The organism is Pseudomonas sp. LBUM1643, from assembly GCF_059716215.1.
The window spans coordinates 1,010,670-1,027,082 of record NZ_CP166813.1; the positions used below are offsets into that span (position 1 = coordinate 1,010,670).

Below are 16,413 nucleotides of genomic sequence, written 5' to 3' on the forward strand. Positions count from 1 at the left end.
GACCCTGTGGGAGCGAGCCTGCTCGCGATGGCGGTGGTACAACCAGCATTGATGTTGCCTGGCAGGGCCTCATCGCGAGCAAGCTCGGCTCCCACAGGTTATGGGTCAGGCATATGGATTTGTGGCAGACAAATATCCCCTGTGGGAGCGAGCCTGCTCGCGATGACGGCCGCGCAAACACCAAGAATCTCAGGATTACCGCAAAAACGCCTGCCGATATTCCCCAGGCGTTCCACCCAGGGTCTGACGGAATCGATTGGTGAAATGACTGGCACTGGAGAACCCGCACGCCAACGCAATCTCCCCCAACGGCTGTGACGTCGTGCGCAACAGTTCTTGCGCCCGGCTCAATCGTCTCGCCAGCACATACTGATGCGGTGGCAAGCCAAAGCTCTCGCGAAACATCCGCGCAAAGTGATATTCCGACAACGCGCACAACCCCGCCAATTGCCCAAGGCTGATGGCCTCGGCCAACTGGCTGTCGATGAACTCGACCAGCTGTCGACGCTGATGCGCCGCAAGCCCGCCCTTGAGCCGCAATCCTTCGCGCTTGCCGACCTGGCTTAGCAGCACATGGCTGAGCATTTCGTGCGCCAGGCTGCTGGTGAGCAGACGTTCGCCGGGTTCGTTCCAATTGAGCGAGATCAGCTGCCGAAAGCGCCGGGCCTGAATGGGATCATCAAGAAAGGTGTGCTCGCGCAGCAGCAGTTCTCGAGGCTCGCGGTCCAGCAACGTGACGCAACCCAGCGCGAATTGTTCGGGACTGAAATACACATGAGCGAGGCGAATGTCGCCGTTGATCACCCAGGCGGAAGGGTGATCCGCTGGCAAGATACATAGCTTGTCCGGAGCGCCCATGACACCGGGCCTATCTCGGCGAAATGTGCCGGTGCCGCCAGCGATGTAGCAGGACAGGGTGTGATGGCTGGGCGCCTCGTAATCCTGCGCATCGTGATGATTGCTCCACAAAGCTGCAGCCATGCCGTCACCGAGCTCGGCGCTGTGCTCGAGGCGAGCATGGCGCGAGCGGTTGAGGGCTTGAAAAACTTGCAACGATTCCAGTGCGGGCATGATCACTTCTCTCTAACGCCTTGCATCCTACTCCGTAGCGAGTGCCCCGCCAGCCGGTTGCCCGACAAATGCGCAAGTTTTTGCAAGTGCGACCAGCGCCGACGCAGGACACTGACGCTCTATCGAGGAGCTTGCGCCATGAACCTTTCGTTGTATCTGCTGACCGTGCTGATCTGGGGCACCACCTGGATTGCCCTCAAATGGCAACTGGGCGTGGTCGCGATCCCGGTGTCGATCGTCTACCGCTTCGGCCTGGCCGCGTTGGTGTTGTTCGTGATTCTGCTGCTCAGCCGTCGCCTGCAAGTGATGAATCGTCGCGGACATCTGATTTGTGTGGCGCAAGGGCTGTGCCTGTTCTGCGTCAACTTCCTGTGTTTCCTCACCGCAAGCCAATGGATTCCCAGTGGTTTGGTCGCTGTGGTCTTCTCTACTGCCACCTTGTGGAATGCCCTGAATGCGCGGGTATTCTTCGGTCAGAAAATCGCCCGCAATGTGCTGATGGGCGGTGCGTTGGGTCTATTGGGGTTAGGCCTGTTGTTCTGGCCTGAACTCGCCGGTCATACCGCCAGCCCCGAAACCTTGCTGGGCCTGGGGTTGGCGTTGATCGGCACGCTGTGTTTTTCAGCGGGCAACATGCTGTCGAGCCTGCAACAGAGAGCGGGCCTCAAACCCCTGACCACCAACGCCTGGGGCATGGCCTACGGCGCGGCGATGCTGTCGGTCTGGTGCCTGGCCAATGACATTGCGTTCGACATGGAGTGGAGCACGCGTTACATCGGCTCGTTGTTGTACCTGGTTATCCCCGGCTCGGTGATTGGCTTTACGGCCTACCTGACACTGGTTGGGCGGATGGGGCCTGAGCGCGCGGCTTATTGCACGGTGCTGTTCCCGGTCGTGGCGCTGAATGTCTCGGCATTTGCCGAAGGCTATCAGTGGACCGCTCCAGCGTTGGCGGGATTGGTGATGGTCATGCTGGGCAACGTCCTGGTGTTTCGCAAACCTGGCGTTAGCGTAAAACCGGTGGAGGGGAAGTTGGCATGAGCGCACGTTGTTTAATTATCTTTCGCCAGCGTGAGATAGATAAGGCCGAGAAACATGAACTCAATGTTGTTTTGCGCCCAGTCAAAAGCGTTGCCTTGAATCGAACTGTCCATGTCGAACCATTCGTTAAGGACGATAACGTAAAACGTGTAGTAGACAAAAAGAGCGGTGGTAAAACCGATGATGGCAAACTTCTTCGCGTCATGAAACTCATGACGCGGGGCACTGATTTTTCGGTAAAGCTGATAAGTGCCCACCAGGAAGCTGAGCGTGAACATAATCTCGAGCGTAATGATCGCCCAGTAAAACCGGTGATGGAACAATGCCGAAGTGACCGCGCGATAGCGGCGTGAGTCGTTGCCTACAGTGTCACTCATGCTGATGATGCGCCCGATGTATTCGGAGTAGGCCGTGTAGTCGGTAAAGTTGTTAGCCAAGGTGACTAATCCAAAGAGTGCAGCCAATAAAACGATCAGTACTTTGCTCCGCCTGATCGTGCAGAGGGTGGTGAAGTGGCTCATGCAGGTGATCTCCGAATGTACGTATTGTGCGTTTTGCGTTGTCGGAGTTTATAGCGATTGGTGTGTAAGTTGCCGGGGACTGAGTTGCAGGTTATGTCGCTTGTGGTGCATTAGATTAACAATCAAGAAGCGTTCAGTTGAGCGTTACATGAACAGTTGTTGTTCGGATAGTTGTTAAAGTCGGCACGCGCATGAGCACGTGCCGTCGCCTGAATCAGCCTTTCCAGACCTGCGGATTGACCAGGTCCTGTGGCCGCTCACCCAGCAAAGCGCTGCGTAGATTGGTAATGGCACGGTTGGCCATCGCTTCACGGGTTTCGTGGGTGGCCGAACCGATGTGCGGCAGCGTGACAGCATTTTTCAGCTGGAAAAGCTGTGATTCCGCGAGGGGCTCTTTCTCGTAGACATCCAGCCCTGCGCCGCGAATGCGGTTGTTTTGCAGTGCTTCAATGAGTGCCGGTTCGTCCACTACGGGGCCGCGGGCAATGTTCACCAGAATCGCGCTCGACTTCATCAATGCCAGCTCGCGATGGCTGATCAGGTGCTTGGTCTTTTCGCTGAGCGGCACCACCAGGCACACAAAATCGGCTTCAGCCAGCAACTGGTCGAGGCTGCAAAACCGAGCCCCGAGCTCCTGCTCCAGTGCGGTCTTGCGACTGTTGCCGCTGTAAATGATCGGCATGTTGAAACCCAGCCGGCCACGACGGGCAATGGCCGCACCGATGTTGCCCATGCCGACGATGCCCAGGGTCTTGCCGTGTACATCGCTGCCAAACAGCGGAGCACCGACGCTGGCTTGCCATTGACCGGCCTTGGTCCAGGCATCCAGCTCGGCCACCCGCCGTGCGCTGCTCATGATCAAGGCAAACGCCAGGTCTGCGGTGCTTTCAGTCAGGACATCCGGGGTGTTGGTGAGCATGATGCCGCGCTCATTGAAGTAGCTAACGTCGTAGTTGTCGTAACCCACCGAGACACTGGAGACCACTTCCAGCTTCGCCGCATTTTCCAGCTGAACACGCCCCAGTTTGCGACCGACGCCAATCAGGCCGTGGGCGTGAGGGAGTGCTTCGTTGAACTGGGCATTGATGTCGCCGTTTTTCGGATTCGGCACGATCACCTCGAAATCCTGTTTCAGGCTTTCGATCATGTCGGGCGTGATGCGGCTGAAGGCGAGTACGGTCTTTTTCATGAGAGGAGGGCTCGTCGTGCTTGGAGAATGCCAAGCACGCTAACATTCTTCCCGGGTTTTGTGCGAGGCAGGATTGAACAGATAACCCTGTAGGAGCTGCCGAAGGCTCGGGCCGCGTTCGGCAGCTCCTACAGTAACCCGGTGGCAGCAGGGTTCAATTCGCCAGTCGAGCCCCCGCCAGGCTCCCGCTCAATTCATACGCCGTCAGTTCCGCCTGATGCGCTGCCAATATTTCCGGCAACGAGCCCCGCAGGTACTCGACCCATGTCTTGATCTTCGCGTCCAGGTATTGCCGCGAAGGATAAATCGCGTACAGGTTCAATTCCTGCGAGCGGTAGTTCGGCATCACCCGCACCAGCGTGCCATTGCGCAAACCTTCAATGGCCGCATACACCGGCAACACGCCAACGCCCATGCCGCTGGTGATCGCGGTTTTCATGGCGTCCGCCGAGTTCACCAGAAACGGAGAGCTATTGATGGTGACCATTTCCTGCCCTTCAGGGCCGTCGAAGGTCCATTTCTCCAACGGGATGACCGGGCTGACCAGGCGCAGGCAGGCGTGGTTCAGCAGATCGCTGGGTTTGTGCGCGCAGCCGTTGGCTTTTACGTAGGCCGGCGACGCGCAGACGATGCTGTAGGTAATGCCCAGGCGTTGCGAGACGAAACCCGAGTCCGGCAGCTCGCTGGCGAGCACGATGGACACGTCATACCCTTCGTCGAGCAAGTCCGGCACGCGGTTGGCCATGGTCAGGTCGAACGTCACGTCGGGGTGGGTCTTGCGGTAGCGGGCGATCGCGTCGATCACAAAGTGCTGACCGATGCCGGTCATGGTGTGCACCTTGAGCTGCCCGGCGGGGCGTGCGTGGGCATCGCTGGCCTCCGCTTCCGCCTCTTCGACGTAGGCCAGGATCTGTTCGCAACGCAACAGATAGCGCTTGCCGGCTTCGGTCAAGGCGATGCGCCGCGTGGTTCGGTTGAGCAGTCGGGTTTGCAGGTGGGCTTCCAGATTGGAGACCGCGCGCGAGACGTTGGCTGTCGTGGTATCGAGCTGCACGGCGGCGGCGGTGAAGCTGCCAGCCTCGGCCACGTAGCTGAAGGCGCGCATGTTTTGCAAAGTGTCCATGGGGTGCTCTCGGGTTCGATGGCAAATTGTGACACGAAGTTTCAGGGTCTGAGACCCCCGACGAAGGGATTATCGCGTTAACGGTAACAAAGATTCACAAGAATCCCAGCTTATCGCGATCAAACCCCACCTCTAGAATTGCGCTCACCTCTGTAGGAGCTGTCGAGTGAAACGAGGCTGCGATCTTTTGATGTTGGTTTCAAAAGCGAAGATCTAAAGATCGCAGCCTCGTTTCACTCGACAGCTCCTACAGGGGGTCTCCCCCTATCTCAGGAATTTGCAGCAGTGCCGCGTCGCATCAGCAGAGCGCTTCAGACGCTCAGTGTTTTGGCTCTATCCCTGACAATCAGCGGCTGCATCGGAACCGGCGGAATTGCCCCTCAGGGCAAGGCACTGGAGGCCAACTCACTGGCCACCGACGAAGCCATCCAAAGCGCCGCACAGGACGCTCACTGGCCCGCCACGCAATGGTGGCAGGCTTACGGCGACCCGCAGCTGAACCGCTGGATCGACCTCGCCCTGCAAGGCAGCCCCACCATGGCCATCGCCGCCGCCCGTGTCCGTCAGGCGAAGTCCATGGCCGGCATCGCCGAGTCCGCCGAGTCCTTGCACATCAACGCAGACTCCACCCTCAAACGTCACAATTGGCCCACCGATCAGTTCTACGGGCCGGGCGAGCTGGCGGACACCACGACCTGGGACAACAATGTCTCGCTGGGCTTCAGCTATGCACTTGACCTTTGGGGCCGTGAAAGCAATGCCACCGAACGCGCCGTCGACATGGCGCACATGAGCGCCGCCGAAGCGCGCCTTGCCCAGCTGGAACTGCAGAACAACATCGTGCGCGCCTACATCGAACTCTCGTTGCATTACGCACAACGGGACATCGTCGCCGCGACGCTGACGCAGCAACAACAGATTCTCGACCTCGCGCAAAGACGCCTGGCGGGTGGCATCGGGACGCATTTCGAAGTCAGCCAGGCCGAAACACCGCTGCCCGAAACCCATCGCCAGATCGATGCGCTGGACGAAGAAATCGCCCTCAGCCGCAATCAGCTCTGCGCACTGGCGGGCTTCGGGCCGGGTCAGGGTGCGCAATTGCAGCGACCCACGATGTCGCTCGCAGCGGCACTGAAACTACCGTCGTCGTTACCGGCGCAGTTGCTGGGTCAACGCCCGGACGTGGTCGCCAGTCGCTGGCAGGTCGCGGCGCAGGCGCGGGGAATCGACGTCGCTCACGCCGGTTTTTATCCCAACGTCGATCTCGTCGGCAGCCTCGGCTACATGGCGACCGGCGGCGGGGCGCTGGAGTTTTTGACCGGCAAGAAACTCAACTACAGCGTCGGTCCGGCGATCTCGCTGCCGATTTTCGATGGCGGGCGTTTGCGCGCCGAACTGGGTGAAGCGTCGGCCGGTTATGACATTGCGGTTGCGCACTACAACCAGACCCTGATCAACGCGCTGAAAAATATCTCCGACCAGTTGATCCGTCGCGAGTCCATGGAAAAGCAGCAAACCTTCGCCGCCGAATCGGTGGCGACCGCGCAAAAGACCTACGACATCGCAATGATCGCCTATCAGCGTGGGCTCACGGATTACCTCAACGTGCTCAATGCCCAGACGCTGCTGTTCAAGCAGCAGCAAGTCCAGCAGCAGGTTCAGGCCGCGCGCCTCGGCGCTCATGCCGAGCTGGTGACGGCGCTCGGCGGCGGACTGGGGGCGGGTAACGATGTGCCGAAAGACAGCCAGACCCAGGCACCGAAAACCCCGGCCTTGCTGCAGAGCCTCTCGAATTGAACAGGATGTCTCAGGCTCACCCATCTTTGTGGCGAGCGAGCTTGCTCGCGCTTGAGTGCGCAGCACTCACCAAAATTTCAGGGCCGCTACGCAGCCCGGCGCGAGCAAGCTCGCTCGCCACATGTCTGCTCTCGCCTCATTTTTCTCCGGAATGCCAATGACCCCTATGCCCGCACCGCTGCGCTGGCTGTATTCCCTTGAATGGCGCCGGGGTTTCTTTGACTGGGCACGCAGCGACGGCGTGACCTGGGTGTACATATTCAAGGTGCTGTTCGCCGCTTTCCTGACCTTGTGGCTGGCCATGCGCCTGGAACTGCCGCAGCCGCGCACGGCAATGATCACCGTGTTCATCGTCATGCAGCCGCAAAGCGGACAGGTGTTCGCCAAGAGCTTCTATCGTTTCCTAGGCACACTCACCGGCTCGGCGGTCATGGTCGCGCTCATTGCCCTGTTTGCGCAGAACACTGAACTGTTCCTCGGCTCGCTGGCGATATGGGTAGGCATCTGTTCGGCAGGTGCGGCGCGTTACCGCAACTTCCGCGCCTATGGTTTTGTGTTGGCCGGCTACACCGCGGCGATGGTTGGTTTGCCTGCACTGGCTCATCCCGACGGCGCGTTCATGGCGGCGGTCTGGCGGGTGCTGGAAATCTCGTTGGGGATTCTCTGCGCCACGGTGGTCAGTGCCGCGATCCTGCCGCAAACCGCCAGCGCCGCGATGCGCAACGCGTTGTACCAGCGCTTTGGCGTGTTCGCCTTGTTCGTCACCGACGGCTTGCGCGGTCGCAGCCAACGGGACGCCTTTGAAGCCAGCAACGTGCGGTTCATTGCCGAGGCGGTGGGGCTGGAAGGGCTGCGCAGCGTCACCGTGTTCGAAGACCCGCACATGCGGCGGCGCAACGGTCGCCTGAGTCGTTTGAACAGCGAGTTCATGGGCATCACCACGCGCTTCAACGCCTTGCACCAGTTACTTGAACGCTTGCGCAACAGTGAGGCGGATCATGTGGTGGCCGCCATCAAACCGGGCTTGCAAGACCTCGCCGAAGTGCTCGATGGTTTCAGCGGTCGCGCGTTGACCAGCCCTGACGCTGTCCGTCTGGTCGCGGCACTGAGCACCTACAAAGAAGCGCTGCCTGCGCGAGTTCGCAGCCTGCGGGCAACGTTTCAGGAGAGCGATCCGAGCGACGCCGAGCAACTGGATTTCCACACGGCCTACGAACTGCTCTACCGCTTTGTCGACGACCTGCACGGTTATGCGCAGACTCACGCCTCCCTGGCTGATCACAGTCATGCTCGAGAGCAGTGGGATGAACCGTTTACCCCGCAAACCAACTGGATGGCGTCGGCCGCCTCGGGGATTCGAGCGGCGTTCATTCTTGTGGTGCTCGGCAGTTATTGGGTAGCGACGGCGTGGCCGAGCGGCGCCACCATGACCCTGATTGCTGCGGCAACCGTCGGGCTTTCAGCCGCGACACCCAATCCGAAACGCATGGCCTTTCAGATGGCCTGCGGGACTTTTCTCGGGGCGTTGATCGGCTTCGTCGAGATGTTTTTCATCTTCCCGTGGATCGATGGTTTTCCATTGCTGTGCGTGATGCTGGCGCCGGTGATCGTGCTCGGCTCGTTCCTGACGTCACGGCCCCAGTACGCCGGTGTTGGCCTTGGCTTGCTGATCTTTTTCAGTACCGGATCAGTGCCGGACAACCTCACGGTCTACAACCCTTACGCGTTCATCAACGACTACATCGCCATGGTGCTGGGCATGCTGGTGTGCGCCGCCGCCGGGGCGATCATTTTGCCGCCTAACAGTCGTTGGCTATGGCGTCGGCTGGAGCAGGATTTGCGCGGGCAAGTGGTGTACGCCATCAGCGGCAAGCTCAAGGGCCTGGCCTCCGGTTTCGAAAGCAGTACCCGCGATCTGCTGCACCAGGCCTATGGCCTCGCAGCAGGCCAGCCACAGGTGCAGCGTGATTTGCTGCGCTGGATGTTCGTGGTGCTCGAAGTCGGTCACGCGATCATCGAGCTGCGCAAGGAACAGGCGATTTTGCCGGTGCATCCGGCCTACGCCGAAGCCCAGCCGTGGCGTCAGGCGATCCGCGTCATGGGGCGTTCGTTGATGCGTCTGTTCCTGCAACCCAGCGCCAGTAATCTGGAGCGCGGGCTGATCGCCGTCGATCATGCGATCAGCCGTGTGCAGGCCACCGACGAACCCTTCGCCCCGCACTTCGACACCTCCGCGCTACGCCGGGTGAAGAGCTACCTGCACTTCATCCGCACGTCGCTGCTCGACCCGCAATCGCCACTCGCCACCTACGCGAAAAGTACCCCTCAAGGACTTGAACATGCCTCGTGAAATCGCCTTCCACGGCGTGTACATGCCGACCATGACGCTGATGTTTTTCATCGCAGCGGCACTGGCCTGGGCGCTGGACAGGTTCCTGTCCGGGTTCGACCTGTACCGTTTTTTCTGGCACCCGGCGCTGCTGCGCCTGAGCCTGTTTACCTGTCTGTTCGGCGCTTTGTCGCTGACCGTTTACCACTGACTCTTACACTGAAGAAGGCCCTGATGAAAAAGCTTTTCAGCCTGCTCGCCACCTTGTTGGTACTGGCGCTGGCGATATGGATCGGCCGGACCCTTTGGGTGCATTACATGGACACGCCGTGGACCCGTGATGGCCGGGTGCGCGCCGACATCATCAACGTCGCGGCCGACGTCACCGGGGAAGTGGTAAACGTGCCGGTGCGCGACAACCAGTTGGTGAAGAAGGGCGATTTGCTCATGCAGATCGACCCTGAGCACTACCGCATTGCGGTCAAACAGGCACAGGCACTGGTGGCGTCACGCAAGTCGACCTGGGAGATGCGCAAGGTCAACGCCCACCGCCGCGCCGACATGGACAACCTGGTGATCTCCCGGGAAAACCGTGACGACGCCAGCAACATCGCCGACTCGGCCCTGGCTGATTATCAACACGCCCAGGCACAACTCGAAGCCGCCCAGCTGAACCTCAAACGCACCGAAGTACGCGCAGCGGTGGACGGTTACGTGACCAACCTCAACGTGCATCGCGGTGATTACGCGCGCATCGGCGAGGCAAAAATGGCCGTGGTGGATATGAACTCGTTCTGGGTCTACGGCTTCTTCGAAGAAACCAAACTGCCCCATGTACGGGTAGGCGACAAGGCCGACATGCAACTGATGAGCGGCGAAGTCATGAAGGGCCATGTGGAGAGTATTTCTCGCGGCATCTACGACCGCGACAACCCGGAAAGTCGTGAACTGATCGCCGACGTCAACCCGACGTTCAACTGGGTGCGCCTGGCCCAGCGAGTGCCGGTGCGGATTCACATCGATGAAGTGCCGGACGGGGTGCTGCTGGCGGCGGGGATTACTTGTACGGTGGTGGTCAATCCCGCGGCTGGCGAATAGTCCGAGGCAAAGATAAACCTGTGGCGAGGGAGCTTGCTCCCGCTCGGCTGCGCAGCAGTCGTAAAACCTGTGTCCGCCAGGGGGGCCGCTTCGCAGCCCAGCGGGAGCAAGCTCCCTCGCCACGGGAGAGCGGGTGCTTCAGCGTGGGCAAAAAGTCTCATGCAGGTGGCGCCATAGCAGTACACCGCTGATCTGTTTCTCAAGCACCACCGTCGACCAACGATCCGTCTCCAGCCCCGTCGCATCCACCTGCCTTTCCCGATAACTCACCGTCGCGCCGCGCTCATGCTGATCAATCCCGCGCAACTCGCTGAGCTCGATCCTGAACCCGGTCTTCATCCCTCCAGCGGTCCGGAACAATCCGGTCAGGGTGTCTAAGTCCAATACCCGGCCCAACGGCGTGATCATCGAAAACCGGGGTGAAAAGCGGGTCAGCAAGTTATCCAGGGCGTCGTTGCCCTGAGGAAGGGCGAACCATTGTTCGATCAGTCGGTGGGCTTCAATCACTTCATCAAAGTAGTCTTGGTAATCATTCATGTGCTTTTTTCCTGTAGGGAAGCGGGACGGACAAGGGCCTTCACGTGCGTCGCATCGAAACGCAGGACGGCAAAGATTGGCAGTAACGTCAGGACTGCAGCGACCAGAAAGCAGTGTCTGAAAGCACCAGGTATTTGAGGATCGAGGGCACCCAGTAACGAACTCAATACCGCTGCGCCAAGACAAAAACTCAGCTGACGATTGATGTTCCACAACGCGCTGGCGTGGTTCATGCGATCCGCACGGATGTCGATAAATGCGAGGGTTTGCGCGCTGCTGCTGCACAAACTGCCACCCAGTCCCATCAAGGCATACGCGGTGACCGGTAACCATCCGTGAGGTTGTTCGATCAGCATCAACAAACCCATGCCCGCGCTCTGCAGCAGCATGCCGGACACCAGCAAGGGCTTGGGGCCCCAGCGATTAAAGCCCTGTTTGCCGACGACAATCGCAACAGCCGAACCCAGTGCCCATGGCAACATCAATCCACCGATTTGCGCAGTACCGAACCCCAGCAGATGCAGGTACAGCACGGCGATCAGGCTGGTGCCGATGAACACGCCAGGGACCAACAGGTACACGCACATCGCCAGCCGCAACGAAGGGCTGTGCAGCAATTGCAGATCGAGCAGCGCACCGGGCTTGCGCCAACCATCGCGCAGGTACAGGCCGAATGTGACGGCGCTCAACAGCAGGCCGATCAAACCGAATTGACGTGTGCCAGCTTCACTCAACAGGCTCAAGGCAATCAGCAGCAAACTGAGACCGAACGCGGCGAGTAGCAGGCCCGGATGTCCAGCGTCGGGCGATCGCTCGCGGGGGCGTCGACCTTCAACCACAGCGCCGCCAGCGCCAACGCCAGCAACGTCAAAGGCAGGTTCAGGTAAAACACCCAGCGCCAGGACAGGGCCTGGACAATCCATCCGCCGAGCGCAGGCGACAGCGCGGGCACCATCAGCGCGACGGACAGCACCCACAGGGTCAAACGGCTGCGCAGGTGCGCTGGACAGTGACGAAACGCCAACGCCTGACCGACAGGTATCAACAACCCGCCGCCGAGTCCTTGCACCAGTCGCCAACCGATCAGCGCTTCAATCGAATCGGCCCCTGCAACCAGCAGCGAAGCAAGACCGAACAGCAGCAGTGATGCGAGTATCAAGCGCCGCTCGCCAATCCTTGCAGCCAGCCACACGCTCATCGGGATGATCAGCGTCAGACCCAGCATGTAGGCATTGCTGATCCATGCCAGCTCGGTAACCGAGGCGTGCAAGTGTTGTGCGATGTCGGGGTAGGCGATGCTGGCGACAAACATGTTCAGCAGATCGAGGGCAAATCCCAGCAGATACACCAGCGCGACTTTCGAGCGATAGGACATGACGACTTCCCTGTGTTGATGCGTGCAGGGTAGGGCGCACGAAGCACTATGGAAACGCTGGTTTGGCTGCTAGTTTGTCAAAATTGTTTTGACAGTGAGGACTCTCTGACATGGTCAGCCTGGACCGTTTTGACACCTTCAAGGCCGTAGTAGAGGCGGGGTCGCTGACGGCGGCGGCTGATTTGTTAGGGCAGACGCGCGCGGTGGTGAGCTTCAATCTCAAACGCCTGGAAGCCGAACTCGGTGTCACGTTGCTGACCCGCAGCACACGGAAACTGGCGCTGACCGATGCCGGCGAACGTTTTTACCAGCGCTGTGTGCGAACCCTGGACGAAGCCAGAATGGCCGTGGAGGAAGCCCGCAGCGAGCACCTGCAGCTGCGGGGTACGTTGCGCATCACCACCACCGTGGAGTTTGCGCTGGCGCAAGTAGTGCCGGCGTTGACGGTCTTTCGTGAGCAACATCCACAGCTGCAGGTTCACCTGTCGACGTCCTCGACCCATGCCGATCTGATCTCCGAACGCTTTGATCTGGCGATCAGGTTGGGCCGCATGCTGGACTCCAACCTGCGCGCGGTGCAGTTATCGACCTTCGATATTTTCGCGGTGGCGGCGCCTGCCCTGATCGAGCGTTTTGCCCCGGCATCCACCTTGGCGGCACTGGAGCAGTGGCCAACGCTGGGGCATGGGCGAGTGCCGGAATTGACGGTGACAGACCCCGACGGTGTGGAGCATCTGTACCCTCCGGGGCCGTGGACAACGGCGATCGTCGCGGACAACTCGGTCACATTGCGGGCGTTTGCCTTGGCCGGGCAAGGCGTGGCAGTGCTGCCTGACTGGCTGGTCCAGGAGGATCTTCTGGCGGGGCGGTTGGTGCGCTTGCTGGCGGATCATTCGTTCGCCCGGCAAGGGGTGTATGCGCTGTACCCGGACACCCGGCACTTGCCGCTGAAGGTGCGGGCGTTTATTGATTTCATGAAGATCTGGGGCTGATATTTGCGGTGAATGTACTGGCCCAATCGTCGGAACGCCGCCCGGAGCCGGCTCGCTCCCACAGGGGATATGCGTCGTACACATATGATGTGTTCACCCTCGTACCTGTGGGAGCTAGCCCGCTAGCGATGGCGTCAACTCGGTCTCAAAGCTGCCCCTTCAACCCGAACCGCTTCATCAACCCAGCTTCCAGCAATCCTTTAGGCAACAACCCCGCCAATAACGGCAAAGCCCGACTGCCATTGCCCAGACGAATCAACCGTGGCGGCTTGCTTTGCTGCACGGCTTTCAACACACCAACGGCAAACTCACCGGCCGGTGTCGGCTTGTCCTGAGAGGCTTTCGCCCGCGCCCGAATGCCTTCACGCAACGGCCACCAGGGCGACTGTTCGGTGATCAACTGTTCGGCTTCGTGACCGGCATTTTTGGCGAAGCTGGATTCGATGGCCCCCGGCTGGACCTCCATCACGCGAATACCGAATGGTGCCAGCTCCATGCGCAAGGCATCGCTCAGTGCATGCACAGCGGCCTTGGACGCACAGTAAGCACCGGCAAATGGCGTGACCAGCACCCCGGACACGCTGCCAATGTTCACCACTAATCCTTTGGCGCGACGCAGCACCGGAAACAGCGCCCGGGTGACGCCGACGATGGCAAACACATTGGTTTCGAACTGACGCTGCATCGCCGCAACACCGCCATCGAGCAGCGGCCCCATGGCGCCATAACCGGCGTTGTTGATCAGCACGTCGAGCCCGCCACGCTCCTGATTGATCCGTGTGCTCAGCAATTCAAGCGCCGCGCCGTCATTGACATCCAATTGCACAGCGCTGAACCCGGCGGCGGCCAGAAGCGCCACATCTTCAGACTTGCGGGCGCTGGCCCAAACTTCGTAACCGGCCGCTTTAAACGTATCGGCGAGGGCGCGGCCTATGCCGCTGGAACATCCGGTAATCAACGCAACGGGCATGGCGCGGTCCTTGTGCAGCGGGAGGAATGAGACGATCAGTCGGAGAAAGTACCTTGCAATCGCTCGGCGCGAAACTCGAGTGTTTGCGGGCGATAACCGGGGCGCAGTGGCGGCATGGGTAAACAGTCCTCCCAGCTCGCGCCAGCCTGCAGCTCGCCGGGGCCTCGGTAGCGTGGCGCGCTGTATTGGTTGTCTGCCAGATTGACCGTATCCCCAGGCGCGTAAGCGGCGACTTTCCAGCGCAATTCCGTCAACGGTACATCGTTGCCGTTGTTCATTTTCAGCTGCAACGGACGATCCGCCGGGCACTGTTCGGGCGCATAGGCAATGCGCAACTCAAGCCGCGCCAACTGCTTGACCTCGCGGTTGTCCAGCCAGATCACCCACGCTGCTACCAACCCCAATCCGATGGCGGCGGCCACAGAGACAGGCAAGGCTTTGGCGGGGTAGCGCAACAACAGGATCAACCAGGTAATGACCAGCAGGACGCCGATGAACATCACGCAAACCTCGGGGGAAGAGAGGGTCATCCTACCTAAGGGCAGGTGAGGTTGGCGATGGAAAAGCAAGGTCAAAAGATCGCAGCGTGCCGCAGCTCCTACATGGGAATGCATAAACCCTGCAGGAGCTGCCGAAGGCTGCGATCTTTTGATCTTGATTAACAGACAAAAAAGCCCCCGCCCAACCCGCTGCGGATAGGGAACGCAGTGGGCTGGACGGGGGCTTCTTGTTTTGACGATCAGTTACTGCGCGATGGTTTTCACCGACACGCCGCGCTCGATCGGGTTGGAACGACCGTAGATATCTTCAAACCGCTCGATATCGTCTTCGCCCAGGTAGCTGCCCGATTGCACTTCGATGATTTCCAGCGAGATCTTGCCCGGGTTGCGCAAGCGGTGGACCGAGGCGATCGGGATGTAGGTCGACTGGTTTTCAGTGAGCAGAAACACGTTCTCATCGCAGGTCACTTCAGCGGTGCCGCTGACCACGATCCAGTGTTCGGCGCGGTGATGATGCATCTGCAACGACAGGCACGCGCCCGGCTTGACCGAAATGCGCTTGACCTGGAAGCGGCCGCCCATGTCTACCGAGTCGTAGGAGCCCCACGGACGATAGACTTCGCAGTGAGTCTGGGTCTCGCTGCGGCCCTGTTCGTTGAGGGTATTGACCATCTGTTTCACGCCTTGGACTTTGTCCTTGTGCGCGATCATCATGGCGTCCTTGGTTTCGACCACCACGATGTTTTCCAGGCCGATCACCGACACCAGTTTGCCGTTGCCGTGGATCATGCAGTTCTTGCTGTCCTGGATGACCACGTCGCCTTTGGTGACGTTGCCGTTGGCGTCTTTTTCATTCACTTCCCACAGCGACGACCAGCAGCCGACATCGCTCCAGCCAGCCGTCAGCGGCACGACGCAGGCGCGCTGGGTTTTTTCCATCACCGAGTAGTCGATGGAGTTGTCCGGGCAGCAGGCGAAGGTCGCGGAATCGATGTCGACGGTGTCGGCATCGTGCTCGCTGCGTTCCAGGGTCAGTACGCAGGTGTCGTAGATGTCCGGATCGTGTTTTTTCAATTCTTCGAGAAAGCGGCTGGCGCGGAACAGGAACATGCCGCTGTTCCAGAAGTAACCGCCGGACTGGACGAACTCGGTGGCGCGTTTCACGTCCGGTTTTTCGACGAAGTGCGAGACGCGGCTGATGCCTTCCGGCAGCAGCGAATCATTGGTCGACTTGATGTAGCCGTAACCGGTTTCCGGTTTGGTGGCGGGGACGCCGAACAGCACCATTTCGCCGTTTTCAGCCGCCACGGTGGCCAGGGCCAACGCGCGTTGCAGGGCTTTCTGGTCTTCAAGCACATGATCCGCCGGCAGCACCAGCATCAACTCATCGCGACCTTCATTGACCAGCATCATCGCCGTCAGGGCAACCGCTGGCGCTGTGTTGCGGCCGAACGGTTCCATCAGGATGCGTTGGGTGTCGAGGTTACGCGCGCTCAACTGCTCGTTGACGATGAAGCGGTGTTCCTTGTTGCAGACCACGATCGGAGTGTCCATGCCTTCGAACACCAGACGCTCCAGGGTTTGCTGGAACAGTGTGTGTTCGCCGGTCAGGGCGAGAAACTGTTTAGGGAATTGCTTACGCGAAAGCGGCCAAAGACGTGAGCCGCTACCACCTGACAAGATCACCGGAATCATGTTGTTACTCCTTGAAAATCGTTTGGTTAGAGCTACGAACGCTGTGTCGTTTCACTCTTGTTTTTGTCTCGTGTCCCAACTGACACCTCAGTCCCGGTGGGAGCTAGCCTGCTAGCGATGGCATCAACCCGGTACATCGGTAAATCCGGGTTGCCTGTATCGCCGGCAGGCCGGC

At 59.9% G+C, this 16,413-nt stretch carries 14 protein-coding genes and 1 pseudogene; 6 read left to right on the forward strand and 9 right to left on the reverse strand.

The features are described 5' to 3' along the window. Positions 1-195: 195 nt before the first annotated feature. Entirely contained in the window at positions 196-1,071 is an 876-nt protein-coding gene (locus tag ACA063_RS04415; protein ID WP_497664908.1) for a helix-turn-helix domain-containing protein, read from the reverse strand. Between the two features lie 138 nt (positions 1,072-1,209). On the opposite strand from ACA063_RS04415, the gene ACA063_RS04420 reads away from it, so the two are divergent. Then, entirely contained in the window at positions 1,210-2,112 is a 903-nt protein-coding gene (locus ACA063_RS04420) for a DMT family transporter (protein WP_497664909.1), read from the forward strand. 11 nt (positions 2,113-2,123) lie between these two features. On the opposite strand, the gene ACA063_RS04425 is transcribed toward ACA063_RS04420, so the two are convergent. The 3 genes from ACA063_RS04425 to ACA063_RS04435 form a co-directional block, all read right to left on the reverse strand. Then, entirely contained in the window at positions 2,124-2,633 is a 510-nt protein-coding gene (locus tag ACA063_RS04425) for a DUF2165 family protein (RefSeq protein WP_497664910.1), read from the reverse strand. A gap of 214 nt (positions 2,634-2,847) precedes the next feature. Beyond that, positions 2,848-3,822, reverse strand: coding sequence for a 2-hydroxyacid dehydrogenase (locus ACA063_RS04430; protein WP_497664911.1), 975 nt, complete (start codon positions 3,820-3,822; stop codon positions 2,848-2,850). Between the two features lie 154 nt (positions 3,823-3,976). After that, entirely contained in the window at positions 3,977-4,945 is a 969-nt protein-coding gene (locus tag ACA063_RS04435; protein ID WP_162437303.1) for a LysR family transcriptional regulator, read from the reverse strand. Positions 4,946-5,230: 285 nt separating this feature from the next. On the opposite strand from ACA063_RS04435, the gene ACA063_RS04440 reads away from it, so the two are divergent. The 4 genes from ACA063_RS04440 (at position 5,231) to ACA063_RS04455 (ending at position 10,169) form a co-directional block, all read left to right on the forward strand. Further along, positions 5,231-6,742, forward strand: coding sequence for an efflux transporter outer membrane subunit (locus tag ACA063_RS04440; RefSeq protein ID WP_497664912.1), 1,512 nt, complete (start codon positions 5,231-5,233; stop codon positions 6,740-6,742). A gap of 157 nt (positions 6,743-6,899) precedes the next feature. Beyond that, positions 6,900-9,092: an FUSC family protein gene (locus tag ACA063_RS04445; protein ID WP_497664913.1), complete on the forward strand. Its 2,193-nt coding sequence runs from the start codon at positions 6,900-6,902 to the stop codon at positions 9,090-9,092. Next, complete coding sequence (locus ACA063_RS04450) at positions 9,082-9,282, forward strand: DUF1656 domain-containing protein (protein ID WP_497664914.1); 201 nt, start codon at positions 9,082-9,084, stop codon at positions 9,280-9,282. Before ACA063_RS04445 ends, ACA063_RS04450 begins: the two co-directional genes overlap by 11 nt. Before the next feature lie 23 nt (positions 9,283-9,305). Next, the gene (locus ACA063_RS04455; protein WP_497664915.1) at positions 9,306-10,169 is read left to right on the forward strand and encodes an efflux RND transporter periplasmic adaptor subunit; all 864 of its coding nucleotides are present in this window, start codon (positions 9,306-9,308) and stop codon (positions 10,167-10,169) included. Positions 10,170-10,307: 138 nt separating this feature from the next. Here the strand turns inward: ACA063_RS04455 and ACA063_RS04460 are convergent, their stop codons facing one another. Both ACA063_RS04460 and ACA063_RS04465 read right to left on the reverse strand, forming a co-directional pair. Beyond that, the gene (locus ACA063_RS04460; RefSeq protein WP_497664916.1) at positions 10,308-10,706 is read right to left on the reverse strand and encodes a DUF4440 domain-containing protein; all 399 of its coding nucleotides are present in this window, start codon (positions 10,704-10,706) and stop codon (positions 10,308-10,310) included. Further along, positions 10,703-12,081 (reverse strand): annotated as a pseudogene (locus ACA063_RS04465) (MFS transporter). Before ACA063_RS04465 ends, ACA063_RS04460 begins: the two are co-directional and overlap by 4 nt. A gap of 110 nt (positions 12,082-12,191) precedes the next feature. Between ACA063_RS04465 and ACA063_RS04470 the strand changes: the two are divergent. Beyond that, the gene (locus tag ACA063_RS04470; RefSeq protein WP_497664917.1) at positions 12,192-13,073 is read left to right on the forward strand and encodes a LysR family transcriptional regulator; all 882 of its coding nucleotides are present in this window, start codon (positions 12,192-12,194) and stop codon (positions 13,071-13,073) included. Between the two features lie 145 nt (positions 13,074-13,218). Here the strand turns inward: ACA063_RS04470 and ACA063_RS04475 are convergent, their stop codons facing one another. The 3 genes from ACA063_RS04475 to ACA063_RS04485 form a co-directional block, all read right to left on the reverse strand. Continuing rightward, positions 13,219-14,043 (reverse strand): SDR family oxidoreductase, encoded by an 825-nt coding sequence (locus ACA063_RS04475; protein ID WP_497664918.1) that lies wholly within the window; start codon positions 14,041-14,043, stop codon positions 13,219-13,221. 35 nt (positions 14,044-14,078) lie between these two features. Next, on the reverse strand, positions 14,079-14,543 hold the full coding sequence (locus ACA063_RS04480) for a multidrug transporter (RefSeq protein ID WP_497664919.1): 465 nt from the start codon (positions 14,541-14,543) through the stop codon (positions 14,079-14,081). Positions 14,544-14,786: 243 nt separating this feature from the next. Beyond that, on the reverse strand, positions 14,787-16,238 hold the full coding sequence (locus ACA063_RS04485; protein ID WP_497664920.1) for a mannose-1-phosphate guanylyltransferase/mannose-6-phosphate isomerase: 1,452 nt from the start codon (positions 16,236-16,238) through the stop codon (positions 14,787-14,789). Positions 16,239-16,413 lie beyond the last annotated feature (175 nt).

Excerpts from the sequence above, each read along its gene's own strand:
- ACA063_RS04455 (WP_497664915.1), top strand. The coding sequence starts at position 9,306 with ATGAAAAAGCTTTTCAGCCTGCTCGCCACCTTGTTGGTACTGGCGCTG.
- ACA063_RS04445 (WP_497664913.1), top strand. The coding sequence starts at position 6,900 with ATGACCCCTATGCCCGCACCGCTGCGCTGGCTGTATTCCCTTGAATGG.
- ACA063_RS04450 (WP_497664914.1), top strand. The coding sequence starts at position 9,082 with ATGCCTCGTGAAATCGCCTTCCACGGCGTGTACATGCCGACCATGACG.
- ACA063_RS04435 (WP_162437303.1), bottom strand. The coding sequence starts at position 4,945 with ATGGACACTTTGCAAAACATGCGCGCCTTCAGCTACGTGGCCGAGGCT.
- ACA063_RS04480 (WP_497664919.1), bottom strand. The coding sequence starts at position 14,543 with ATGTTCATCGGCGTCCTGCTGGTCATTACCTGGTTGATCCTGTTGTTG.
- ACA063_RS04430 (WP_497664911.1), bottom strand. The coding sequence starts at position 3,822 with ATGAAAAAGACCGTACTCGCCTTCAGCCGCATCACGCCCGACATGATC.
- ACA063_RS04485 (WP_497664920.1), bottom strand. The coding sequence starts at position 16,238 with ATGATTCCGGTGATCTTGTCAGGTGGTAGCGGCTCACGTCTTTGGCCG.
- ACA063_RS04460 (WP_497664916.1), bottom strand. The coding sequence starts at position 10,706 with ATGAATGATTACCAAGACTACTTTGATGAAGTGATTGAAGCCCACCGA.
- ACA063_RS04475 (WP_497664918.1), bottom strand. The coding sequence starts at position 14,043 with ATGCCCGTTGCGTTGATTACCGGATGTTCCAGCGGCATAGGCCGCGCC.
- ACA063_RS04420 (WP_497664909.1), top strand. The coding sequence starts at position 1,210 with ATGAACCTTTCGTTGTATCTGCTGACCGTGCTGATCTGGGGCACCACC.
- ACA063_RS04470 (WP_497664917.1), top strand. The coding sequence starts at position 12,192 with ATGGTCAGCCTGGACCGTTTTGACACCTTCAAGGCCGTAGTAGAGGCG.
- ACA063_RS04425 (WP_497664910.1), bottom strand. The coding sequence starts at position 2,633 with ATGAGCCACTTCACCACCCTCTGCACGATCAGGCGGAGCAAAGTACTG.
- ACA063_RS04415 (WP_497664908.1), bottom strand. The coding sequence starts at position 1,071 with ATGCCCGCACTGGAATCGTTGCAAGTTTTTCAAGCCCTCAACCGCTCG.